The sequence below is a fragment of the Variovorax sp. 160MFSha2.1 genome (assembly GCF_048305075.1).
In the GTDB taxonomy this organism is placed as follows: domain Bacteria; phylum Pseudomonadota; class Gammaproteobacteria; order Burkholderiales; family Burkholderiaceae_C; genus Variovorax; species Variovorax guangxiensis.
The window spans coordinates 444,789-467,507 of record NZ_CP157624.1 but is presented as its reverse complement, the minus strand read 5'-3'; the positions used below and the strand labels follow the sequence as shown (position 1 = coordinate 467,507).

The following is a 22,719-nucleotide window of genomic DNA, read 5'->3' as shown; positions in this document are numbered from 1 at the left end:
GTCGCTCACTCGAGCGCGGCGCAGGCGGCGGCGATGCGCTCGCAGGCCTCCTGCAGCTGCGCCATCGAGGTCGCGTACGAGATGCGGAAATACGGCGCCAGCCCGAACACGCTGCCCGGCACCACCGCCACCTCGAAGTCCTGCAGCAGGTAGCGGCAGAAGTCGCTGTCGCTGTGCAGCAGCGCGCCGCCGCGCGTGCGCCTGCCGAGCACGCCGGCGCAGCTCGCGAATGTGTAGAACGCGCCTTCGGGCACGCGGCAGTGCAGGCCTGGCGCGCGGTTCAGCGCGGCGACCACGAAGTCGCGCCGCGCCTGGAAGTCGGCGCAGCGCTCGGCCACGATGTCCTGCGGCCCGGTCAGCGCCTCGATGGCGGCCGCCTGGCTGATGGACGAGGGGCAGGAGGTGGTCTGGCTCTGCACCACCGCCATCGCTGCAATCAGCGCGCGCGGCCCCGCGCCGTAGCCCACGCGCCAGCCGGTCATCGCATAGGCCTTGGACACGCCGTTCACCGTCAGCGTGCGCTCGCGCAGGCGCGGCTCCACCGCCGCCGGCGTGGCGAAGGCCAGACCGTCGTAGAGGATGTGCTCGTAGATGTCGTCCGCCAGCACCCAGACCTGCGGATGGCGCAGCAGCACCTCGCACAGCGGCTTGAGCTGCGCAGCGCTGTAGGCCGCGCCGCTCGGGTTCGAGGGCGAATTCAGGAAGAGCCAGCGCGTGCGCGGCGTGATGGCCGCCTCCAGCTGCGCCGCGTCGAGCCTGAAGCCGTTCGCTTCGGTACAGGCCACCGGCACGGGCACGCCGCCGCAGACCTGCACGATGTCGGCGTACGAGGTCCAGTACGGCGCGGGCAGGATCACCTCGTCGCCCGGGTCCAGGCTGGCCATCAGCGCGTTGAAGATCACCTGCTTGGCGCCCGCGCTCACGCTGATCTCGTCGAGCGCGAAGTCGAGCGCGTTGTCGCGCCTGAATTTCAGCTGCACCGCCGCCTTCATCGCCGGGCTGCCGTCGAGCACCGTATAGCGCGTGTCGCCCCGGCCGATGGCGCGCACGGCAGCGTCGCGCACGTTCTGCGGCGTGTCGAAGTCGGGCTCGCCCGCACCCAGAACGATCACCGGGCGCCCCGCGCGCTTGAGCGCGTTGGCGTGGTCGGTGATGCGCAGGATCTCCGAGACGCCAATGGCGCGCACGCGCTGCGCAGGAGAAAAGACGACGGGGGCGACTGTGTCTGCGGTCACTTGGCGTAGGCCTCCAGCGGCTTGTCGTTGGGCTCGGCGATGAGCTGCTTCAGCGTCGCGCTCATCGGCAGGTTCAGGCTGGTGTTCTTCGGCGGAATGGCTGCGACGAACCACTTGCCGTAGATCTTCTCGAGCTCGCCGCTCTTCATCATGCGGCGCAGCGAGTCGTCCACCGCCGACTTGAAGGCCGGGTCGTCCTTGCGGAACAGCAGCGCGATCGGCTCCGAGCCCAGCGGCTCGCCCACGATGCGGTAGGCCGAGGGGTTCTTCGAGTTCGCGATGATCCCGGCCAGCAGGTTGTCGTCGAGCACGAAGGCATCGGCGCGGCCCGCCTCCATCAGCAGGAAGCTCTCCAGGTGGTCCTTGCCGAGCAAGGTGTTGTAAGAGACGTTCTGCGCGCGCTCGCGCTTGCGAAGAAGCTGCACCGCGGTGGTGCCGCTGGAGGCCGACACGTTGCGGCCCGCGAGCTGGTCGAGGCTGGTGATGCCCGAGTCGACCCTGGTGGCCATGCGCACCTCGCTCACGTAGGTGGTGAGCGCGAAAGCCACCAGCTGCTGGCGCGCCATGTTGTTGGTGGTGGGGCCGCAGCCGATGTCCAGCGTGCCGTTCTGCACCAGCGGGATGGTGTTCTGCGCGGTCACGGCCATGTATTCGAGCCTGGCCTGCGGCGCGATGTCCTTCAGCACGCGCTCGCACAGCTCGACGTGATAGCCCACGTACTTCTCGCCCGCGCCCAGCATGTAGGCCATGGGCGGCGAAGCCTCGCGCACGCCGAGCACCACCTTGCCGCTGGACCTGATCTTGTCGAGCGTGCCGCCGGCGGCGGTCTGGGCGGCGGCGCCGAACGAAAGCGCCAGCAGCGCGGCCGCGGCAATGGTCTTGAAGGCGATGTTCATGTGCTCTGTCTCCTGATGGTTGTTTTTGACGGGGAGGCGAAGGCCGTCCCGACCTCGCACGGCCCTTTCGCGGGACATCGCGGAACCGGCTTTGCCGGGCCGCCGATGTCGCCCCCGGTGAGGGGGTTGGCGTAGCGACACGAAGTGCGCGAAGCCTGGGGGGAGGGACTCAGTCCCCGATGTCGAAGGTCACGCCCTGAGCGAGGGGCAGTGCCGTGGAGTAGTTGATGGTGTTGGTGGCGCGGCGCATGTACGCCTTCCAGCTGTCGGAGCCGGCTTCGCGTCCGCCGCCGGTTTCCTTCTCGCCGCCGAAGGCACCGCCGATCTCGGCGCCGCTCGGGCCGATGTTGACGTTGGCGATGCCGCAGTCCGAGCCCGAGCTCGACATGAAGCGCTCGGCCTCGCGCATGTTCAGCGTGAAGATCGACGACGACAGGCCCGCGCCCACCGCGTTGTGCTGCTCGATGGCCTCGTCGAGCGAGCTGTAGCGCACTACATAAAGGATGGGCGCGAAGGTCTCGCGCAGCACCGGGCCCTCGTGCGACGTCAACTCCACCAGCGCGGGGCGCACGTAGTAGGCGTCGCTCGTGCCGATGCCCTCCACGCGCTGGCCGCCGTGCACGGTGGCGCCGATCTCGCGGCTTTCGGAGAGCGCCTTCTGCATGCCGTCGAAGGCCGCGCGGTCGATCAGCGGACCGACCAGCGTGCCGGCCTCGCGCGGATCGCCCACCTGCACGCTGCCGTAGACCTTGGCGAGCTTGGGCACCAGCTGTTCGTACACGCTCTCGTGCACGAAGAGGCGCCGCAGCGTGGTGCAGCGCTGGCCGGCCGTGCCCATGGCCGCGAAGGCGATGCCGCGCAGCGCGAGGCCGAGGTCGGCCGAGGGCGTGACGATGGCGGCGTTGTTGCCGCCGAGTTCGAGAATGGCGCGGGCGAAGCGCGCGGCCAGCTTCGGCCCCACCTGCCGGCCCATGGCGGTCGAGCCGGTGGCCGAGAGAACGGGCACGCGGTGGTCGTCCACCAGCAGCTCGCCGATGTCGCGCTGGCCCAGCAGCAGGCCCAGCAGGCCCTCGGGCGCGTCGCCGAAGCGTGCGATGGCGCGCTGCGCGATGGCGTGCACGGCCAGCGCGGTCAGCGGCGTCTTTTCGGAAGGCTTCCACACCACCGGGTCGCCGCACACCAGCGCCAGCGCCGCGTTCCACGACCACACCGCCACCGGGAAGTTGAAGGCCGAGATCACGCCGCACACGCCCAGCGGATGCCAGGTTTCCATCATCCGGTGCTCCGCGCGCTCGGTGGCCAGCGTGAGGCCGTAGATCTGGCGCGAGAGGCCGACCGCGAAGTCGCAGATGTCGATCATCTCCTGCACCTCGCCCGCGCCCTCGGACGGGATCTTGCCGGCCTCCAGCGTCACGAGGCGGCCCAGGTCGGCCTTGGCGGCACGCAGTTCCTCGCCCAACAGCCGCACCAGCTCGCCGCGGCGCGGCACCGGCACGTTGCGCCAGGCCTTGAAGGCCTCGTGCGCGCGGCCGATCACCGCCGTCGCTTCGGCCGGCGAGGTCTGCGGCACCTGCGCCACCACTTCGCCGCTGACGGGCGAACGCACCGTCAGCTCGCCGCCGGTGTGGGCCGCGCGGGGCACGCCCAGGCGCTGCAGCAGCTGTTCGACTTCGGTGGCGACGGGAAGAGAGGTCTGGGCTTCGGACATGAGCACGCTCCGGGGGACAGGTGAAGGGAAAACGGGAAGGCGGCGAGAGGCCTGATCCGGCCAATATCAGCGAATCCCGCGCGATTGCCTAATGAAAATATGGAAGGACCTGATGCGTTTCAGGAAGGATCCCGGCCTTTTGATGTGCGTCTAGCGCACCAACCGGGCCGCCGCCAGGACCCACAGCGCCACCAGCACCGCATTGCTCGCCGCGAACACGTACAACCGGTGCAGCACGTGGTTGTAGGTCAGGTGCACCGCGCTATGCAGCGCCCGCAGCCCCACGTAGGCCCAGGCCAGCCACACGGCCGCGGGCGTCGGCTGCGCCGCCACGTAGAAGACCAGGCACACCACGTAGAACAGCACCGGCAGCTCCAGCAGGTTCATGTAGTTGCGGTTGGGAATGCGCACCGCATCCGGCACCGCCGCCGACTCGCCCAGCCTGAAATCGGCCGCCCGGACTTCGCGGCGCAGAACGGCGCGCACGCGCGTGAAGGGAATGAGCAGCAGCACCATGCCGGTGAGGGCCGCGAGGGCGAAGACGGGGTAGAGGATCGAGGGGTTGTTCATGGTCGGCTCCCTGCTCAGCCCGGCCCGGAGGCCTCCGGCAACGGAATCTTCTGCCCCGCCGGCGAACTCGCCAGGCTCTGCGCCGGCCGCCTCAGCGTCGCATCGAAGGGGTTGATCCTCGGCCCGATCGCCGCCGCCTCGCGTTTCAGCAGCTCCACCACCGTCGGCATGCGGTCGGCGTTGAGCCGGTCGGCGATGGTGCCCACGCTCAGCGCGGCCACCGCGCGGCCTTCGCGGTCGAGGATGGGCACGGCCACGCCGGCCATGCCTTCGAGCAGGCCGGTGTTGCGCCCCGCGTAGCCCTGCTGCCGCACGCGCTCGATCTCGGTGCGCAGGTAGACCTCGTCGTACACGCCGTACTCGCGCACGCGAGAGAGATTGAAGCGGATGACTTCCTCGCGCTCGGCCTCGGGCAGGAAGGCCAGGATCGCGAGCGCGCCCTGCCCCACGCCCAGCGCGATGCGCCCGCCGATGTCGCCGGTGAAGGAGCGGATGGGAAAGGGCCCTTCGCTCCTGTCGAGGCACACGGCGTCGAAGCCGCTGCGCGCCAGCAGGAAGATGCTGTCGCCGAGGCTAGCGCACAGCCGCAGCAGCACGGGCCGGCAGATGGAGCGCAGGTCGCCGGGGTTGCCCGCGCTGGCGGCCAGCGCGAAGAAATCGATGCTCAGGCGGTAGAGCTTGCTGCGCTCGTCCTGCTCGACCATGCCTTCGGCGATGAGCGACTGCAGCAGGCGGTGCGTGGTGGCCTGGGTGAGGCCGACCGAGCGCGCGATCTGCGTTACGCGCCCGCCCTCGGCCTGCACCGCGCCGAGCGCGCGGATCACCGAAAAGACGCGCGGCACGCCGCCGCTGGCCGCCGCGTTCGCCCCTGTGCCGGCCGGGGTGTTCGCCGAAGAGCTATCCATACCTTCCTCCTGCGGAATTCGATTCATTAATCGAAGCCATGATATTCCATTGAACGGAATAAATCGAAGAAAGATTCTGATTAATGGAATACCCGATGCGATCTGGCTCAATCGTTGCAATAGAGTGAATTAAGGACAGCAAGCTGTCCATGGCCCGCACCAAGTCGAAGCAAGGTGCCTGAAGCCATCTTTTCGCCCCCGAAGAAAGGCCCGTTCCATGTCATTCCTGCGGCTCACCGACGTGACCAAGTTCTATGGCGCCACCCGTGCGGTGACGGACATGAATCTCTCGGTGGAAAAGGGCGAGTTCGTCTCGCTGCTCGGTCCTTCGGGCTGCGGCAAGACGACCACGCTCCAGATGATCGCGGGCTTCGAGGCGGTGAGCAGCGGCCGCATCGAGCTCGCGGGCAAGGACATCACGCACGCCAAGGCCAACACGCGCGGGCTGGGCATCGTGTTCCAGACCTACGCCCTCTTCCCGCACATGACGGTGGCCGACAACGTGAGCTTCGGCCTGGAGATGCGCAGGATGCCGAAGGCCGAGCGCACCGAACGGGTGAAGCAGGCGCTGGCGCTGGTGCACCTCGAGCAGCACGCCGCGCGCTACCCGCGCGAGCTTTCGGGCGGCCAGCGGCAGCGGGTGGCGCTGGCGCGCGCGCTGGTGATCGAGCCGCCGGTGCTGCTGCTGGACGAGCCGCTGTCGAACCTCGACGCCAAGCTGCGCGAGGAGATGCAGTTCGAGCTGCGCCAGATCCAGCGCAAGGTCGGCACCACCACGGTGATGGTCACGCACGACCAGAGCGAGGCCATGTCGATCAGCGACCGCGTGGTGGTGATGGAGGGCGGGCGCGCCACGCAGATCGACCATCCGCAGCGCGTGTACGAGCATCCGGGCACGCGCTTCATCTCCACCTTCGTGGGCAAGGCCAACCTGCTGGATTGCCGCGTGTCGGGCAGCGGCCCCGGGCGCACCTGCGTGGAGGTGGGCGCGCTCTCGCTGGACGTGGACGACACCGGCTTCAGTGTCGACGCCGCAGCGCTGCTGAGCGTGCGGCCCGAGAAGCTGCAGCTGGTGCCGCCGGGCGGCGGCCGCATCGACGGCGAGGTGCTGGAGCGCTTCTTCCTCGGCAGCCAGTGGCTCTACCGCGTGGCGACTTCGGTGGGCGAGCTCATGGTGCTGAGCCCCAACGACGGGCGCGAGGCCCTCGCCGAAGGCAGCCGTACGGGCATCGACTGGCCGGCGCATTGCATGCGGCTTCTGCCGGCCGATGAAAGGGTTGTCGCGGCATGAGCAGCGCATCGAAAAGCAAGGCCACCGCATGGTGGCTCTCCGGCCCCGCGCTGCTGCTGTTCACGGTGCTGCTGGTGGTGCCGCTCGGGCTCACCGCAGTGCTGTCGTTCAACGTCTACGACCCGGCCACGGGGCCGAAGTCGGGCGAGTTCACGCTCGCGCACTACGCGCTGGTGTTCTCCGACTCCTACTACCTCGGCATCTTCTGGCGCACCTTCTGGGTCTCGGCGCTGGTCACGCTGATCTGCGTGCTGATCGGCGCGCCCGAAGCCTATGTGCTCAGCCGCATGCGCAACCCGTGGCGCTCGGCGCTGCTGCTGGTGGTGCTTGCGCCGCTGCTGGTCTCGGTGGTGGTGCGGGCCTTCGGCTGGAGCATGCTGCTGGGCCCCGAGGGCGCGGTGAACGCGCTGCTGCAGCTGCTGGGCATCGGGCCGGTGAAGATCCTCTACACCAGCGCGGCAGTGGTCATCGCGCTGGTGCACGTGATGCTGCCCTTCATGGTGATCCCGGTGTGGACCTCGCTGCAGAAGCTCGACCCCGGCGTGGAGAACGCCGCCCTCTCGCTCAACGCCACGCCCTTCACCACATTGCGTCGCATCGTGCTGCCGCAGGTGATGCCGGGCATTCTCTCGGGCAGCCTGATCGTGTTCGGGCTGGCGGCGAGTTCCTTCGCCATCCCGGGGCTCCTGGGCGGACGCCGGCTGAAGATGGTCGCGACCATCGTCTACGACGAGTACCTGAGCGAACTCAACTGGCCGCTGGGCGCGGCGGTGGCGCTGGTGCTTCTCGTCGCCAATCTCGCGGTGATGCTGAGCTACAACCGCCTCGTCGAAGGCCGCTACAAGAAAGCGCTGGGGTGAACCGATGAGCAGAAACGGCCCCATCGCCCTCGCGTTCAACGCGCTCGTCATCGTCTTCATGCTGGCACCGCTGGTGGTGGTGTGCGTGGTGGCGTTCACGCCCGAGAACACGCTGACGATCCCCACCACGCATTTCTCGCTGCGCTGGTTCGAGGCGGTGTTCGCGCACCCCGACTTCATGCAGTCGTTCTGGAACAGCCTGTGGCTCGCGCTGAGCTCGGCCACCATCGCGACGCTGCTCGCGGTGCCGGCCGGCATGGCGATCACGCGCTACGAGTTTGCGGGGCGCGACTTCCTCAACGGCCTGTTCCTCTCGCCGCTGATCGTGCCGCACCTGGTGCTTGGCGTGGCGCTGCTGCGCCTGTTCTCGCTGGTGGGCGGCGCTGGCAGCTTCGGCTGGCTGGTGCTGGCGCATGCGCTCATCGTCACGCCCTACACGCTGCGACTGGTGGTGGCGGCGCTGGTGGGCTTCGACCGCAGCGCCGAGCAGGCCGCGCTCTCGCTGGGTGCGAGCCAGGCCACCGTGTTCCGCCGCATCACGCTGCCGATGATCCTGCCGGGCGTGACCGGCGGCTGGATGCTGTCGTTCATCAACAGCTTCGACGAAGTGACGATGTCCATCTTCGTCACCTCGCCGAGCACGGTGACGCTGCCGGTGCGCATGTACATGTACGCGACCGAATCCATCGACCCGCTGATGGCCGCCGTGTCGGCGCTGATGGTGGCGGTGACGGCCTTCGCGATGGTGCTGCTCGATCGCGTCTACGGGCTCGACCGCGTGCTGGTGGGGCGCAGATAGATGACCATGAAAACACACGCCCTGCTCCACCGCGTGGCCGAGAAGACCGGCCGCGCGACGGTGCCGTTCACGCTCGACGGCGAATCCGCGAGCGCATTGGCCGGCGACACCGTGCTGACCGCCGTGCTCACCCAGTGCGGCCAATTGCGCCGCAACGAGTTCAGCGGCCTGCCGCGCGCGGGCTTCTGCATGATGGGCGCCTGCCAGGACTGCTGGATCTCCACCGGCGAAGGCGAGCGCGTTCGCGCCTGCTCGACCTTCATCGCGCCGGGCATGGCGCTGGTCACGGGAAAGGACGGCGCATGAGCGCGACAGCAACACCGGCAGCGACAGGCGAAGTCCGCCCGGTGATCGTCGGCGCAGGTCCGGCCGGCGTGCGCGCCGCGCAAACGCTCGTGGCGCACGGCCTGAAGCCGGTGGTGATCGATGAGGCCTCGCGCGCCGGCGGCCAGATCTACCGCCGTCCTCCTCCCGGCCTGACGGCGCGCGACAAGCAGACGCTCTACGGCTTCGAGTCGAAGCGCGCCGACGCTGTGCACAACGCCTTCGAGGCGCTGCAGGGCCGCATCGAACACCATGCCGACAGCCTCGCGTGGAACGCGCAGGACCAGGCGCTCGACGTGATGCACAACCCCACGCGCAGCAACCGCCGCGTGGCCTACAGTCACCTGATCGTCGCGACCGGCGCCACCGACCGCGTGCTGCCGCTACCAGGCTGGACGCTGCCGGGCGTCTACACGCTGGGCGGCGCGCAGGTGGCGCTCAAGTTCCAGGGCTGCGCCATCGGGCGGCGCGTGGTGTTCATGGGCACCGGGCCGCTGCTCTACCTGGTGGCTTACCAATATGCGAAGGCCGGCGTCGACGTGGCAGCGGTGCTCGACACGGCGCGCCTGGCCGACCAGATCGCCGCTGCGCCAGCGATGCTGGCGCAGCCGGCCGTGCTCGCGAAGGGCATGTATTACGTGGGCTGGCTGCGCGCGCACGGCGTTGCGCTGCATGGCGGCGTGCGTCCGCTGCGCGTGCTCGGCGACGAGGCGCAGGGCCGCGTCACCGGCGTGGCCTGGCTCGACGGCGGGAACGAGCGCACGATCGAATGCGATGCGATCGGCTTCGGCTACGCGCTGCGCTCGGAGACGCAACTCGCCGACCTGCTCGGCTGCCGCTTCGACTACGCGCCGCTGCACCGCGCGCACCTGCCGGTGCGCGACGCGGCGGGACGCTCCAGCGTGCCGGGCGTGTACCTCGCGGGCGACGGCGCCGGCATCATGGGCGCGGATGCGGCCGAGTGGGCTGGCGAGCGCGCGGCGCTGGCGCTGCTGCAGGATGCCGGCATCGCCATCGACACCGCGCGTGCGTCGGAGCTCGAACGCAAGCTCGAAAAGCTCGCCGGCTTCCGCCAGGGCCTGGAGCGCGCCTTTCCCGTGCCGCAGGACTGGGCGGAGAACGCGGCCGACGACCTCGTCATCTGCCGCTGCGAGAACGTCACCGCCGGCACGTTGCGCCAGACCATCGCCAACACCGGCGCCGACGAGATGAATCGCCTGAAGGCCCTGTCGCGCGTCGGCATGGGCCGCTGCCAGGGGCGCATGTGCGGCACGGCCGCGGCCGAGATCCTCGCGCACGCGACGCGGCAGCCGCTGCAGCAGGTAGGCCGGCTGCGCGGGCAGGCGCCGATCAAGCCGATCCCGATCCGGCTCGTGCCGGCCGAAGGGAGCGGCGCATGAGTTCGATCAGGAAGCTTCGCACCGACGTCGCCATCGTCGGCGGCGGCATCGTCGGCTCTTCCGCCGCGCTGGCGCTGCGCCGCATGGGCGTCGGCGTGGTGCTGCTAGAGCGCGACCTCTGCGGCTCACGTTCCAGCGGCGTGAACTACGGCGGCGTACGCCGCCAGGGCCGGCCGGTGAGCCAATTGCCGCTGGCGCAGCGTGCACACCGCATCTGGGGCGGTCTTGCCGGGCTGCTGGGCACCGACGGCGAATACATCCGCTCGGGCCACTTCAAGATCGCGCGCAGCGAATCCGACATGGCCTCGCTCGAGCGCTACCGCGCGCTGAGCAGCGATTTCGACCTGGGCCTGGAGCTGATCTCCGGCGCGCGACTGCGCGAGCAATGCCCGTGGCTCGGCGCGCGTGCGGTGGGCGGCTCGCTCTGCGCGGAAGACGGGCAGGCCAATCCGCGCCTGGTGTCGCCGGCCTTCGCGCTCGCGGCGCGGCGCGCCGGAGCGCAGGTCTTCGAGCGCCACAAGGTCGACGAGGTCGCGCACGACGGCGCGATGTTCATGGTGCGCAGCGGCAATGCGCTCGAAGTTCAGGCGCCGGTGCTGCTGAACTGCGCGGGCGCCTGGGCCGGCGCCATCGCCAGCCAGTTCGGCGAGACGCCGCCGATGTATGCACGCAGCCCGCTGATGGCGGTGACCGAGCCGGTGCCGCATTTCATGAAATGGAGCCTGGGCGTGGAAGGCGGCGGCATCTACTGCCGGCAGGTCGAGCGCGGCAACGTGGTGCTCGGCGGCGGCACGGGCATCACGCTCGATGCCGAACGCTCGCGCGCCGAGCGCGAGGGCATCGCCGCGCTGGCGGTGCAGGCCATCGAGTTGCTGCCGGTGCTGCGCCACGCGCACATCATCCGCACCTGGGGCGGCACCGAGGGCTACCTGCCCGACCGCGAACCGGTGCTCGGGCCCAGCCGCACCACGCCCGGCCTGTTCCACGGCTTCGGCTTCGCGGGCGCGGGCTTCCAGATCGGCCCTGCCGCCGGCGAGGTGCTGGCCGAACTCGCGCGCGACGGCCGCACCGAGACGCCCATCGACGCCTTCGCCATCGAGCGCTTCGACGGCGCCGACGAATCACTCACCGCATCCCCCACCTGAACCTGAATGGAGAGCATCGCCATGTCCCAGAAGTCCTCGATCAGAACCCTTCCGCTGCTGGCCGCGCTGCTCGCGGCCGCCGGCATCGCCGGTGCGCAGACCAAGACCCTCTACATCGGCATGAACGGCGGCACGATGGAGAAGGCGTACACGCAGTACGTCTTCCCGGCCTTCGAGAAGGCCTACGGCGCGAAGGTGGTGGTGGTGCCGGGCACCTCGTCCGACATCCTCGCCAAGGCGCAGGCCAACAAGGACAAGCCGCAGATGCACGTGATGTTCCTCGACGACGGCGTGATGGTGCGCGCCATCGGCATGGGCCTGTGCCAGAAGCAGAAGCCCAGCCAGTCGCTCGGCGAGATCTACCCGGCCGCGCGCTTCAAGGACGACATGGCCAGCGGCGTGAGCCTGGGCATGACGGGCCTGGCCTACAACGCGAAGATGTTCAAGGAGAAGGGCTGGGCGCCGCCCACTTCGTGGATGGACCTGGCCGACCCGAAGTACAAGGGCAAGGTGGTGTTCCAGTCGGTGTCGTCGTCCTCCTTCGGGCTGCACGGCTTCCTGATGTTCAACCGCATCCAGGGCGGCAACGACAAGAACGTGGAGCCGGGCTTCAAGGCCTGGCCCACCACCATCGGGCCGAACGTGCTGGAGTACATCCCGAGCTCGGCCAAGCTCTCGGAGATGGTGCAGACCGGCGAGGCCGCGATCTTCCCGCTCACGCCCACGGCCGTGGCCGCGATGAAGAGCAAGGGCATTCCGGTGGAGTACGCACCGCCCAAGGAAGGCGCGGTGGTGCTCATGGTGGGCCAGTGCGTGATCGCCAACAACACCGAGCCCGAGCTGTCGCAGAAGCTCGCCGAGTTCCTGCTGAGCCCGCTGGCGCAGGCCAACGTGCTGCAGTACGGCGCACAGATTCCCACCAACCCGAAGGCGCCGGTGGTGGGTGACGGCGTGGCGCAGGTGGCGGACATCAACAAGTGGATGAAGACCGCGGTGACCATCGACTGGGAAAGCATCAACGCGAACCGCCCGGCGTGGAACGCGCGCTGGAACAAGACCATCGAGAAATAGGGCTCGCCCCCAGGCTGCGCGCACTTCGTGTCGCTGCGCCAACCCCCTACCGGGGGCAACACCGGAGGCCCGGCGAAGCCGGTTCCTCGGTGTTTCTGGCATCAGGCCGAAGTCAGGCCACAGCTATGGCCTGGGAGCTCTGCGCAGCAGCACGGGCATGCACAGCAGGTAGACCACCGCGCCCGCCAGCCACGCGATGCCCGGAAAGCGCAGGCGGAAGGCGAAGTAGAGCTGGCTGATGAGCAGCGGTCCGAACACCGAGGCCAGGCTCGACAGGCTCGCGAGCACGCCCTGCAGCCGCCCTTGTTCGGCCTCGCCCACGCGGGCCGAGAGCATCGACTGCAGCGCGGGCGCGCCGATGCCGCCCGTGCACAAGAGCGGCAGCAGCGCGAGTGCCATCCAGCCCTGCGTGGCGAAGGCCAGCAGCGCATACGCGGTGCAGTCGGCTGCGGTGCCGATGGCGATGGCCGCGCGCTCGCCCCAGCGCTCGACCAGCGGCCCCGCCACGAAGCCCTGCATCAGCGCCTGGATCAGCCCGAAGACCGCGAGCGAGACGCCGACCATGGTGCCGTTCCACGCGAACTTGTCCTCGCCGTAGAGCACCCAGGTCGTGCCCGCGACCTCGCCCACCAGCATCAGCACGGTGAACACGCCGAGGATGGGCAGCAGCGCGGGAAAGCTCTTCGCCCAGCGCAGCGGTGCGAGCGGGTGCAGCACGCTGCGGTCGAAGGGCTGGGAGGTGAGCGTCGGCGGGCGCGACTCGCGCAACAGCAGCAGGGCCGCGAGGAAGGTCAGGCCGTTGAGCACGGCGGCGGCAATGAAGGGCAGCCGCACGCCGTGGTCGCCGAGCACGCCGCCGAGCGCCGGCCCCGCGATGAAGCCGATGCCGAAGCAGGCGCCCATGCGGCCGAACCAGCGCGCGCGCTGGTTCTCGGGCGTGAGGTCGGCGATGGCGGCCGAGGCCACCGCCATGTTGGCCCCGGTCATGCCGGCGATCGCGCGGCCCACGAACAGCATCCACAGCGACGGCGCGAAGGCCATGAAGAGCGCGTCGACGGCGGCGCCCGCCACCGAGACCAGCAGCACCGGGCGGCGCCCGAAGCGGTCGCTGAGCGCGCCGAGCACCGGCGCGCAGAGGAACTGCATCAACGCGTAGAGCGAGAGGAATGCGCCGAAGCGCCAGCCGAGGTCACCGGTATGGCCGACCTCGCGCAGCAGGCTGGGCACGATCGGCATGACCAGGCTGATGCCGATCGCGTCGAGCGTGACGATCGCGAGGATCACGGCATGCGCATGGCGGCCGCTCGCGAAAGAGGTTGGGAGGGTGCTTGAATTTATCATTGATAAGGAATTATCAGCGATAAATTCCGGGCTGTGAAGTACGCTCCCCGGTCGACATCGGCACGCACGCACATCGGAAGAATGAAACTGGACCGCGAAGTGATCCTCGAGACGGCGCTCACGCTGCTCGACGAGGTTGGAATGGACAAGCTCAGCACGCGGCTCCTGGCCGAGCGACTGGGCGTGCAGCAGCCGGCGCTGTACTGGCACTTCAGGAACAAGCGCGCGCTGCTCGACGCGATGAACGGCGAGATCCTGCGCCGCGTTCACGAGCGCAAGCTGCCGCAGCCCGGCGAGACCTGGGACGCTTTTTTGCGCGAGAACGCGCGCAGCTTCCGCCGCGCGCTGCTGGCGCGTCGCGACGGTGCGCGGCTGCATGCGGGCTCGGAGCCCGATCCGGCCGACCTCGACATGGTCGAGGCGCAACTCGCTTCCGTGGTCCGCCTGGGCCTGCCCGCGCCGCAGGCGATGACGCTGCTGATCGCCCTGGGCCGCTACACCGTGGGCTGCGTGCTGGAGCAGCAGGCGACGCCGCCCGACGCGGCCGAGCAGCAGCAGGCGCTCGACGCGGCCGCAGCCTCGCGCCCGCTGCTGGCCGAGGCTTTCGCCAACTACCGCCGGGCCGGGCCCGACGCGCTGTTCGAGATCGGCGTCGACCTCATGCTGGAAGGCGCGAAGGCGCGCATGGCGGGCAATGAGCCGCCCAAGCGCCGCACTGCCGCCCCGCGCCGCTGAAGCCGATCAGCGGTTGTCCTCGACGATCCAGCCCGCGGCCTTCTCGGCCATCATGAGCGTCGGGCTATTGGTGTTGCCGCTGGTGATGGTGGGCATCGCGCCCGCATCCACCACGCGCAGGCCCTGCACGCCGCGCACGCGCAGGCGCGAATCGAGTACCGCCGCGGGGTCGTTGTCCGCCCCCATCCTGGTGGTGCCCACCGGATGGAAGATGGTGGTGGCGATGTCGCCTGCCAGGCGCGCCAGGTCCTCGTCGGTCTGGTATTGCACGCCGGGCTTCCATTCCTCGGGCTTGTACTTGGCGAGCGCGGGCTGCTGCGCGATGCGGCGCGTGACGCGCAGCGACTCGGCCGCCACCTTGCGGTCCTCGTCGGTGCTCAGGTAGTTGGGCGCGATGGCCGGCGCGTCCTCGAAGCAGTTGCTGCGGATGCGCACCGAGCCCCGGCTCGTCGGGTTGAGGTTGCACACGCTCGCGGTGAAGGCCGGGAAGCTGTGCAGCGGATCGCCGAAGGCATCGAGCGACAGCGGCTGCACGTGGTACTGCAGGTTGGGCCATTCGCGGTCTGGCGAGCTGCGCGTGAAGGCGCCAAGCTGCGAGGGCGCCATGCTCATCGGGCCGCTGCGCTTGAGCACGTATTCGAGGCCGATCTTCGCCTTGCCGATCATCGACGAGGCCATCACGTTGAGCGTGGGCGCGCCGGAAATCTTGTAGACCGCGCGGATCTGCAGGTGGTCCTGCAGGTTGGCGCCGACGCCGGGCGCGTCGACCACCACGTCGATGCCGTGCTGCCTCAGCAGTTCGGAGGGCCCCACGCCCGAGAGCTGCAGGATCTGCGGCGAGCCGATGGCGCCGGCGCTCAGCACCACTTCGCGCGTGGCGCGCACCGTGACCTTCTCGGTGCCGTTCCACACCTCGGCGCCGGTGCAGCGGCGCGTGCCGTCGGGCTGCGTCTCGAAGAGCAGGCGCGAGACCTGCCCGCCGGTCCAGAGCTCGAAGTTGGGCCTGCCGTAGCAAGTCGGACGCAGGAAGGCCTTGGCGGTGTTCCAGCGCCAGCCGTTCTTCTGGTTGACCTGGAAGTAGCCCACGCCCTCGTTGTTGCCCCGGTTGAAGTCGGTGGAGTGCGGCACGCCGGCCTGCACCGCCGCTTCGGCGAATGCGTCGAGGATGTCCCAGCGCAGCCGCTGCTTCTCGACGCGCCACTCGCCGCCCGCGCCGTGCATCTCGTCGGCGCCCAGGTAGTGGTCTTCGTGCTTTTTGAAGGCCGGCAGCACGTTCTGCCAGCGCCAGCCCTCGTCGCCGGTGAGGTCGGCCCAGTGCTCGTAGTCGCGCGACTGGCCGCGCATGTAGATCATGCCGTTGATGCTGGAGCAGCCGCCCAGCGTCTTGCCGCGCGGATAGCGCAGCACCCGGCCGTTGAGGCCCGCGTCGGGCTCGGTGCTGTAGAGCCAGTCGGTGCGGGGGTTGCCGATGCAGTACAGGTAGCCGACCGGAATGTGGATCCAGTGGTAGTCGTCCTTGCGGCCCGCCTCGATGAGCAGCACGCGCCGGTTCCTGTCGGCGCTCAGGCGGTTCGCCATGAGCGAGCCGGCGGTGCCGGCGCCGATGACGACATAGTCGAAGGTGGTCTCGCTCAATTGGTTGTCTCCTTCTGCTTCGTTCTTGTTTGGTCAGGGCGCCGCACCACGCCGATGCCAGTATCTGTCAGTACCAGTGCTCCCGCGGAACCGGCTCCGCCGGGCCGCCGGGAGCGCCCCCTCGAGGGGGGATGCGAGCGACACGAAGTGCGCGAGAGTCGGGGGTGGGCCTACTTTGCCGTGGGCATGACGAACTCGGCACCCTTGCCGATGCTCTCCGGCCAGCGCTGCATCACCGACTTCTGCTTCGTGTAGAAGCGCACGCCCTCTTCGCCGTAGGCGTGCATGTCGCCGAACAGCGATCGCTTCCAGCCACCGAAGCCGTGCCAGGCCATCGGCACCGGGATCGGCACGTTGATGCCGACCATGCCCACCTGGATGCGGCGGCTGAATTCGCGCGCCACGTTGCCGTCGCGGGTGAAGCAGCTCACGCCGTTGCCGAACTCGTGCGCGTTGACCAGGTCGATCGCGTCCTTGAAGTTGGCCACGCGCACGCAGCTCAGCACGGGGCCGAAGATCTCTTCCTTGTAGATGCGCATCTCGGGCGTGACGTTGTCGAAGAGCGTGCCGCCCATCCAGAAACCGTCGCCGCAGCCTTCGCCGGCGGTATTGCCGTCGAACTTGCGGCCGTCCACCAGCAGCTTCGCGCCTTCCTTCTCCCCCAGGTCGATGTAGCCGGTGATGCGCTCGTGCGCGGCACGGGTCACGATCGGGCCCATCTCGGCCGCGAGGTTTTCGCCGTTCAACACCTGCAGCGTCTTCGTGCGCTCGATGAGCTTGGGAATGATCTTGTCGGCCACGTCGCCCACCAGCACCGCCACGCTGATGGCCATGCAGCGCTCGCCGGCCGAGCCGTAGCCGGCGCCGATCAGCGCGTCCACGGTCTGGTCGATGTCGGCATCGGGCATCACCACCATGTGGTTCTTCGCGCCACCCAGGGCCTGCACGCGCTTGCCGTGGCGGGCGCCGGTCTCGTAGATGTAGTTGGCGATGGGCGTGGAGCCGACGAAGCTGATGGCCTTGACGTCGGGGTGCTCCAGCAGCGCGTCGACCGCGGCCTTGTCGCCCTGCACCACGTTGAACACGCCGTCGGGCAGGCCGGCTTCCTTCAGCAGCTCGGCGATGCGCAGCGAGGGCGTCGGGTCGGTCGGGCTGGGCTTGAGGATGAAGGTGTTGCCCGCGGCGATGGCCACCGGGAACATCCACATCGGCACCATCACCGGGAAGTTGAAGGGCGTGATGCCGGCGACCACGCCCAGGGGCTGGCGCAGCGTCCAGTTGTCGATGCCGGTGCTGACCTGGTCGGTGTAGTCGCCCTTGAGCAGCTGCGGGATGCCGCAGGCGAACTCGACGATGTCGATGCCGCGGCTGACTTCGCCCTGCGCGTCGGTGAAGACCTTGCCGTGCTCGGCGGTGATCATGTGGGCCAGCTCGTCCTTGTGCTCGTTGAGCAGCTGCAGGAACTTGAACATCACGCGCGCGCGGCGGATCGGCGGCGTGTCGGCCCAGGCCGGGAAGGCGGCCTGCGCGGCTGCGACGGCGGCCGAGACCTGGTCCGCATTGGCCAGGCCGACCTTGCCGGTGACGGCGCCGGTGGCGGGGTTGGTCACGTCCTGCGTGCGGCCGGAGGTGTTGGCGGCGGGCTTGCCGGCGATGAAGTGGTCGATGGAAGTAGGCATGGGGAGAACCCTGATGGAGGCGGTGTCGGGAGGAGGAGTGCGGCCAGTTTAGGCAGCGCGTTGTTCCCCGCCTAGTCACGATGCTTGAACTTATTGTTCGCATTGGCGAACAATGCAGGCATGAAACCCCAAAATATCGAGTCGCTCTGGACGCACCTGCACTGGCTCACGGTGCTGGCGCAGCAGGGCAGCTTCACCGCCGCCGCGCTGCGCCTGGGCGTGAGCAAGGCGGCCATGAGCCAGCGCATCGCCGAGCTCGAACGCGCGGCCGGCGCGCCGTTGGTGCAGCGCACCACGCGCAGCGTGCGGCTCACCGAGGCCGGCCAGCGGCTGGTGGAAGACATGCGCGGCCCCTTCGAGCAGATCGCCCACAGCTTCGCCGGCGTGCGCGACCTCGCGGGCGTGCCGCGCGGGCTGGTGCGGGTGACGGCGCCGGTGGCTTTCGCGCGCCAGCAGCTGGTGCCCAGGCTGGCCGAGTTCCTGCGCGCGCAACCCGAGGTGCGCATCGAACTCGACCTGTCGGACCGGCTCAGCTCGCTCGCGATGGAGGGCTTCGACCTCGCGATCCGCCATACGGCCGCGCCGCCCGACACGCACGTGGCCTGGACGCTGTGCGAAACCCGTTCGGTGCTGGTGGCCAGCCGCGCCTACCTGCGCCGCCGCGGCACGCCGCGCGAGCCCCAGGCGCTGGCCGGCCACGACTGCCTGCACTACCCCCGCGCCCAGGAAACGCCGACCTGGCACTTCGAGACCAAGTCTTCGGCGCCTCGCATCACGGTGCCGGTGTCGGGGCCGCTGGTCGCCAACAACAGCGAGGCGCTGCGCGACGCGGCCCTGAGCGGCCTGGGCATCGCGCTGGTGCCCGACTTCAGCGCGCAGGCGGCGCTGCAGTCGGGCAAGCTGCAGCAGGTGCTGCCGCAATGGCGCTCGGTGGGCGCCTTTGGCGAGCGCCTGTATGCAATACGCCCCTACGCCACGCACGTGCCGCAGGCGGTGACGGCCTTCGTGGGCTGGCTGCGCGAGGCGCTCTCCGATGGCTTCGCGCCCTGAGGAAATCATGAAGAAACGGCGTGGTGCCCTACGCGAACGAAGGGTCTGGCGCACCTTGACCGCGGATGCACGCGGTTACGATGCGCGCACCCGGCACGGGTTTTGTTAACTTTCCCCCTCACCCGCCTCACTTATTTCTCATCCAGCCATGTCTCCCGCTCCATCGCCTGCCGACGCCTCCGCCGCCGACAGCGCGTGGCCCCGCGTCGGGCAACGTGAGCAGGAGGGCCGCCAATGGACGGTGGCCAGCGGCCGCTGGACCACGCTGGCGATGTCGTCCAAGCCGGCATGGCAGGCGCTGGACCAGAGCCTGAAGGCGGCCCCGCCGGCCGACGACCGTGCCTGGGACCTGCGGCCCATCGAGCAACTCGACCACATCGGCGCGCAGCTGCTGTGGGAGCACTGGCGCCATGAGTGGCCCGCCACCATCGAGTTGTCGCCGCAGCACAAGGCCGTGCTCGACCAGGTGGCGCAGTACACCGTCGCGACGCCCGACGAGCCCTCGCCCACGCTGAACGACCGCATCCGCGCGTTCTCGCACAACGGGCCGCGCGTGATGTACGTGGTGCGCGACTTCACCGCGCTGATCGGCCAGCTCGCGCTCGACCTGTGCCGGCTGGCACGCGCGCCGCACCGCGGACCGTGGCGCGATTTCTCCGGGCACCTGTATCAGTTCGGCGCGACGGCGCTGCACATCACGGCGCTGGTCGGCCTGCTGATCGGCGTGGTGCTGGCCTACCTGATCTCGCAGCAGCTGCGCCAGTACGGCGCCGAGACCTTCGTGGTGAACATCCTCGGGCTCTCGCTGATCCGCGAACTGGGGCCGGTGCTGGCCGCCGTGCTGATCGCCGGCCGCTCGGGCTCGGCCATCACGGCGCAGATCGGCGTGATGCGCGTGACCGAGGAGCTCGACGCGATGCGCGTGATGGGCATCCCGCACGGCTTTCGCCTGGTGATGCCTCGCGTGCTGGCGCTGGCCATCGCAATGCCGCTGATCAGCCTTTGGACTTCGATGGCCGCGCTCGCGGGCGGCATGCTCGCGGCCGACGCTGCCCTCGACATTTCGCCGGCCTATTTCCTCTCGGCCCTGCCGCGCGCGGTGCCGATCTCGAACCTGTGGCTGGCCATGGCCAAGTCGGCGGTATTCGGCATCCTGATCGCGCTGATCGGCTGCCACTTCGGCATGAAGGTGAAGCCGAACACCGAGAGCCTCGGGCGCGGCACGACCTCGTCGGTGGTCACGTCGATCACTGCGGTGATCCTGGTCGACGCCCTCTTCGCCGTGCTCTTCAAAGGTATCGGCTTCCGGGCATGAGGGCGTGAAACCATGAGCATGCCCGTGCGCCCCGACACCGACGCCACCGTGGTGGACATCCGCGGGCTGTGGACCGTGTTCCAGAGCGCCGACGGCGAGCAGGTGGTGCACCGCGACCTGCAGCTGCACATCGACCGCGGCGAGGTGCTCTCGCTGGTCGGCGGCTCGGGCACGGGCAAGACGGTGCTGCTGCGCCAGATTCTCGGGCTGGAGAAGCCCACGCGCGGCCACGTGGAGGTGCTGGGCCAGGAGCCCGGCGAGCTCAGCGCCTCGGGCGCGGCCAACGTGGGCATGCTGTTCCAGCACGGCGCGCTGTTCTCGGCCTTCAGCGTGTTGGAGAACATCGCCTTTCCGCTGCGCGAGCTGAAGCTGCTGCCCGACGAGCTCATCCGCCACGCGGCGCTGGTGAAGCTGCAGATGGTGGGCCTGGGCCCGCAGCATGCCAACAAGAGCCCGGCCGATCTGTCGGGCGGCATGATCAAGCGCGTGGCGCTGGCGCGCGCGCTCATCATGGACCCGCCGCTGCTCTTGCTGGACGAACCCACGGCGGGCCTCGACCCCGAGGCGTCCGACAGCTTCTGCGACCTGCTGCGCGGGCTGCACCGCGAACTGGGCCTCACGGTGGTGATGGTCACGCACGACCTGGACACGCTGTTCGACCTGAGCACCCGCATCGCGGTGCTGGCCGACCAGAAGGTGATCGTCACCGGCGCGGCGCGCGAGGTCATCGCGTATCCGCATCCCTTCATCCACGAATACTTTCTCGGCGGGCGCGGCCAGCGCGCCCTCGAAGCGCTGCATGACAAGCCGGCCCCCGAGCGGGCCGCTGAAAGGTAGGTAGCCACCATGGAAAACAAGGCCCACGCACTCGCCGCCGGCGCCTTCGTGCTCGGACTGATCGCCGCGCTCGTCGCGCTGGTGGTCTGGTTCACGCGCGACAACACCGTGCGCAACATCTACGAGCTCTCCACGCGCGACGCGGTCAGCGGCCTGCAGCCGCAGGCCATGGTGCGCTACCGCGGCATCGCGGTGGGCAAGGTGGCGTCGATCGACTTCGACCCCAAGGTCAAGGGCAACGTGCGGGTGCGCATCACGGTCGACGAGCGCGTGCCGCTCACCACCTCCAGCTTCGCCACGCTGAGCTACCAGGGCGTGACCGGCCTGGCCTTCATCGCGCTGGACGACAAGGGCGAATCGACCGTCGCGCTCAAGCCCAACAACGACGACCCGCCGCGCATCCCGCTCAAGCCCTCGATGCTGGCGCAGCTGCAGGACCGCGGCGAGGCCATCATCAACCAGGTCGAGGAAGTGACCAAACGCGCCAACCAGCTGCTGAGCGACCCCAACCAGAAGCGCGCGGCCGACGCGCTGGAGAACATCGCGGCCGCTTCGGCCAGCGCCAACACGCTGCTCAAGACGCTCGACAACACCGTGAAGACCGGCCTGAATCCGGCGCTGACGAAGCTGCCCGACACCATGGCCTCCGTGAAGAAGGCCGCCGGCGACGTCTCGCGCGTGGCCAACAACTTCAACACCACCGTGGGCCGCCTGAACGCGCCCGACGGTCCGGTCGAGCGGCTGAGCGACGGCACCAAGGCGCTGGCGCAGGCGGTCGATTCGTTCAACGCCGCCACGCTGCCGCGCGTGAACCGCGTGGCCGACGACACCTCGCACGCGGTGCGCCGGCTGGGCCGCGCGGCGGACAGCATCAACGACAACCCGCAATCGCTGCTGTTCGGCAACGGCGGCGCGGCCGCGGGCCCGGGCGAGCCGGGCTTCCAGGCGCCGGCCGCGACACGGCCCTGATTCCCGACCGAGGGAGGATCACCGACCATGAACGCCATTCGCAAGACCCCCGCCGCCCTCGCGCTCGGCTGCGCCCTGCTGCTGGCCGCGGGCTGCGGCGCGCTGCCCGACAAGCCCGCGCGCGCCACGCTCTACGACTTCGGCCCCGGCCCGGCGATGCCGGCCCCGGCCGCCGCGCCGGCCAGCCTCCCGACGCTCTCGCTGGCCGAGTTCGAGAGCAACACCCGCCTTGAAGGCACGCAGATCCTCTACCGCCTGGGCTACGCCGACGCCAACGAGCTGCGGCCCTACGGCCAGTCGCGCTGGAGCCTGCCGCCCTCGCAGCTGCTGCGCCAGCGGCTGCGCGACACGCTCTCGGAGCGCCGCATGGTGCTCGGCCCCGAAGAGGCGGCCACCATCTCGCGCGGCCGTGGCGAGGCGCCGGACACGCTGCGCATCTCGCTGGACGAGTTCAGCCACTACTTCGAGTCGGCGAGCGCCAGCGTGGGCCTGGTGCGCCTGCGCGCCACGCTGGTCCGCACCACGACCGGCGGCGACCGGGTGCTGGGCCAGCGCCTGTTCACCGTGCGCCGCCCCGCGCCCAGCGCGGACGCGCCCGGCGGCGTGAAGGCGCTGATCGCGGCCAGCGACGCGGCCGTGGCCGAGGTCGTGCAGTGGGTGGACCAGTTGCAGCAGCAACAGCCGCGGCAGTAATCTGCGGCACCACACGGAAAGGAAGGAGCCTCGCCTCATGAACGCAACACGCATCGTCGGCATCCTGCTGATCGTGGCCGGCATCGCCGTGCTGGCCCTGGGCAGCTTCAGCTTCACCAAGGAAACCCACCAGGCCAAGCTCGGGCCGCTGGAGTTCTCGGTGAAGGAGAAGGAAACGGTCAACCTGCCCGTGTGGGCCGGCGTGGCCGTGATCGTGGTGGGCGGGGCGCTGGTGCTGCTGGGGGGCCGGAAGGGCTGAGC

22 protein-coding genes are annotated in these 22,719 nt (G+C 69.6%); 14 read left to right on the top strand and 8 right to left on the bottom strand.

Translation table 11 applies throughout. From position 1 onward, the window contains the following. Window positions 1–5: 5 nt before the first annotated feature. The 5 genes from ABL838_RS02055 to ABL838_RS02035 all read right to left on the bottom strand — a co-directional run bounded on the left by ABL838_RS02055 (window position 6) and on the right by ABL838_RS02035 (window position 5,314). Window positions 6–1,235: a pyridoxal phosphate-dependent aminotransferase gene (locus ABL838_RS02055; RefSeq protein ID WP_418123896.1), complete on the bottom strand. Its 1,230-nt coding sequence runs from the start codon at window positions 1,233–1,235 to the stop codon at window positions 6–8. After that, window positions 1,232–2,131 carry an amino acid ABC transporter substrate-binding protein gene (locus tag ABL838_RS02050; RefSeq protein WP_184640272.1) on the bottom strand — a complete coding sequence of 300 codons (900 nt, stop codon included), beginning with the start codon at window positions 2,129–2,131 and terminating at the stop codon, window positions 1,232–1,234. The genes ABL838_RS02055 and ABL838_RS02050 overlap by 4 nt, the downstream gene beginning before the upstream one ends. A 169-nt stretch (window positions 2,132–2,300) precedes the next feature. Further along, window positions 2,301–3,839: an aldehyde dehydrogenase family protein gene (locus ABL838_RS02045; RefSeq protein WP_418123894.1), complete on the bottom strand. Its 1,539-nt coding sequence runs from the start codon at window positions 3,837–3,839 to the stop codon at window positions 2,301–2,303. A gap of 150 nt (window positions 3,840–3,989) precedes the next feature. After that, window positions 3,990–4,409 carry an MAPEG family protein gene (locus ABL838_RS02040; protein WP_184640276.1) on the bottom strand — a complete coding sequence of 140 codons (420 nt, stop codon included), beginning with the start codon at window positions 4,407–4,409 and terminating at the stop codon, window positions 3,990–3,992. A gap of 14 nt (window positions 4,410–4,423) precedes the next feature. Then, window positions 4,424–5,314: an IclR family transcriptional regulator gene (locus ABL838_RS02035; RefSeq protein ID WP_418123893.1), complete on the bottom strand. Its 891-nt coding sequence runs from the start codon at window positions 5,312–5,314 to the stop codon at window positions 4,424–4,426. 217 nt (window positions 5,315–5,531) lie between these two features. Here ABL838_RS02035 and ABL838_RS02030 point away from each other — a divergent pair, with 217 nt between their 5' ends. Genes ABL838_RS02030 through ABL838_RS02000 form a run of 7 tightly spaced genes read left to right on the top strand, consistent with a single transcriptional unit; the run spans window position 5,532 to window position 12,204 of the window. Continuing rightward, complete coding sequence (locus tag ABL838_RS02030) at window positions 5,532–6,605, top strand: ABC transporter ATP-binding protein (protein ID WP_418123892.1); 1,074 nt, start codon at window positions 5,532–5,534, stop codon at window positions 6,603–6,605. Next, complete coding sequence (locus ABL838_RS02025) at window positions 6,602–7,465, top strand: ABC transporter permease (RefSeq protein WP_184640282.1); 864 nt, start codon at window positions 6,602–6,604, stop codon at window positions 7,463–7,465. The genes ABL838_RS02030 and ABL838_RS02025 overlap by 4 nt, the downstream gene beginning before the upstream one ends. Window positions 7,466–7,469: 4 nt before the next feature. Next, on the top strand, window positions 7,470–8,264 hold the full coding sequence (locus ABL838_RS02020) for an ABC transporter permease (RefSeq protein ID WP_418123890.1): 795 nt from the start codon (window positions 7,470–7,472) through the stop codon (window positions 8,262–8,264). Window positions 8,265–8,270: 6 nt separating this feature from the next. Continuing rightward, on the top strand, window positions 8,271–8,570 hold the full coding sequence (locus ABL838_RS02015) for a (2Fe-2S)-binding protein (protein WP_418123889.1): 300 nt from the start codon (window positions 8,271–8,273) through the stop codon (window positions 8,568–8,570). Next, on the top strand, window positions 8,567–9,988 hold the full coding sequence (locus ABL838_RS02010) for an FAD-dependent oxidoreductase (RefSeq protein ID WP_418123888.1): 1,422 nt from the start codon (window positions 8,567–8,569) through the stop codon (window positions 9,986–9,988). Before ABL838_RS02015 ends, ABL838_RS02010 begins: the two co-directional genes overlap by 4 nt. Further along, the gene (locus ABL838_RS02005; RefSeq protein ID WP_418123886.1) at window positions 9,985–11,133 is read left to right on the top strand and encodes an NAD(P)/FAD-dependent oxidoreductase; all 1,149 of its coding nucleotides are present in this window, start codon (window positions 9,985–9,987) and stop codon (window positions 11,131–11,133) included. Before ABL838_RS02010 ends, ABL838_RS02005 begins: the two co-directional genes overlap by 4 nt. A gap of 21 nt (window positions 11,134–11,154) precedes the next feature. After that, a complete protein-coding gene (locus tag ABL838_RS02000) occupies window positions 11,155–12,204 on the top strand; it encodes an ABC transporter substrate-binding protein (RefSeq protein WP_126184101.1) in 1,050 nt (349 codons plus the stop codon). Window positions 12,205–12,327: 123 nt separating this feature from the next. Here ABL838_RS02000 and tet read toward each other — a convergent pair whose 3' ends face one another. Beyond that, entirely contained in the window at window positions 12,328–13,545 is a 1,218-nt protein-coding gene (tet, locus tag ABL838_RS01995) for a Tet(A)/Tet(B)/Tet(C) family tetracycline efflux MFS transporter (RefSeq protein WP_418123885.1), read from the bottom strand. Between the two features lie 81 nt (window positions 13,546–13,626). On the opposite strand from tet, the gene tetR reads away from it, so the two are divergent. Further along, the gene (tetR, locus tag ABL838_RS01990; RefSeq protein WP_418123884.1) at window positions 13,627–14,280 is read left to right on the top strand and encodes a tetracycline resistance transcriptional repressor TetR; all 654 of its coding nucleotides are present in this window, start codon (window positions 13,627–13,629) and stop codon (window positions 14,278–14,280) included. A gap of 6 nt (window positions 14,281–14,286) precedes the next feature. On the opposite strand, the gene ABL838_RS01985 is transcribed toward tetR, so the two are convergent. Both ABL838_RS01985 and ABL838_RS01980 read right to left on the bottom strand, forming a co-directional pair. Beyond that, window positions 14,287–15,915 (bottom strand): GMC family oxidoreductase, encoded by a 1,629-nt coding sequence (locus ABL838_RS01985; protein WP_418123883.1) that lies wholly within the window; start codon window positions 15,913–15,915, stop codon window positions 14,287–14,289. A 170-nt stretch (window positions 15,916–16,085) separates the two neighbouring features. After that, a complete protein-coding gene (locus ABL838_RS01980; RefSeq protein ID WP_418123882.1) occupies window positions 16,086–17,594 on the bottom strand; it encodes a CoA-acylating methylmalonate-semialdehyde dehydrogenase in 1,509 nt (502 codons plus the stop codon). A 120-nt stretch (window positions 17,595–17,714) separates the two neighbouring features. Between ABL838_RS01980 and ABL838_RS01975 the strand changes: the two genes are divergently transcribed. The 6 genes from ABL838_RS01975 (at window position 17,715) to ABL838_RS01950 (ending at window position 22,717) form a co-directional block, all read left to right on the top strand. After that, complete coding sequence (locus tag ABL838_RS01975; RefSeq protein ID WP_126022378.1) at window positions 17,715–18,644, top strand: LysR family transcriptional regulator; 930 nt, start codon at window positions 17,715–17,717, stop codon at window positions 18,642–18,644. 148 nt (window positions 18,645–18,792) lie between these two features. Continuing rightward, on the top strand, window positions 18,793–19,959 hold the full coding sequence (locus ABL838_RS01970) for an MlaE family ABC transporter permease (protein ID WP_184640303.1): 1,167 nt from the start codon (window positions 18,793–18,795) through the stop codon (window positions 19,957–19,959). A gap of 12 nt (window positions 19,960–19,971) precedes the next feature. Beyond that, the gene (locus tag ABL838_RS01965; protein WP_369659975.1) at window positions 19,972–20,796 is read left to right on the top strand and encodes an ABC transporter ATP-binding protein; all 825 of its coding nucleotides are present in this window, start codon (window positions 19,972–19,974) and stop codon (window positions 20,794–20,796) included. 9 nt (window positions 20,797–20,805) lie between these two features. Then, complete coding sequence (locus tag ABL838_RS01960; RefSeq protein ID WP_126022381.1) at window positions 20,806–21,765, top strand: MlaD family protein; 960 nt, start codon at window positions 20,806–20,808, stop codon at window positions 21,763–21,765. 27 nt (window positions 21,766–21,792) lie between these two features. Next, window positions 21,793–22,458, top strand: a complete 666-nt coding sequence (locus ABL838_RS01955; RefSeq protein ID WP_418123881.1) for an ABC-type transport auxiliary lipoprotein family protein — start codon at window positions 21,793–21,795, stop codon at window positions 22,456–22,458. Between the two features lie 37 nt (window positions 22,459–22,495). Further along, window positions 22,496–22,717: a hypothetical protein gene (locus ABL838_RS01950; RefSeq protein WP_295977544.1), complete on the top strand. Its 222-nt coding sequence runs from the start codon at window positions 22,496–22,498 to the stop codon at window positions 22,715–22,717. Window positions 22,718–22,719 lie beyond the last annotated feature (2 nt).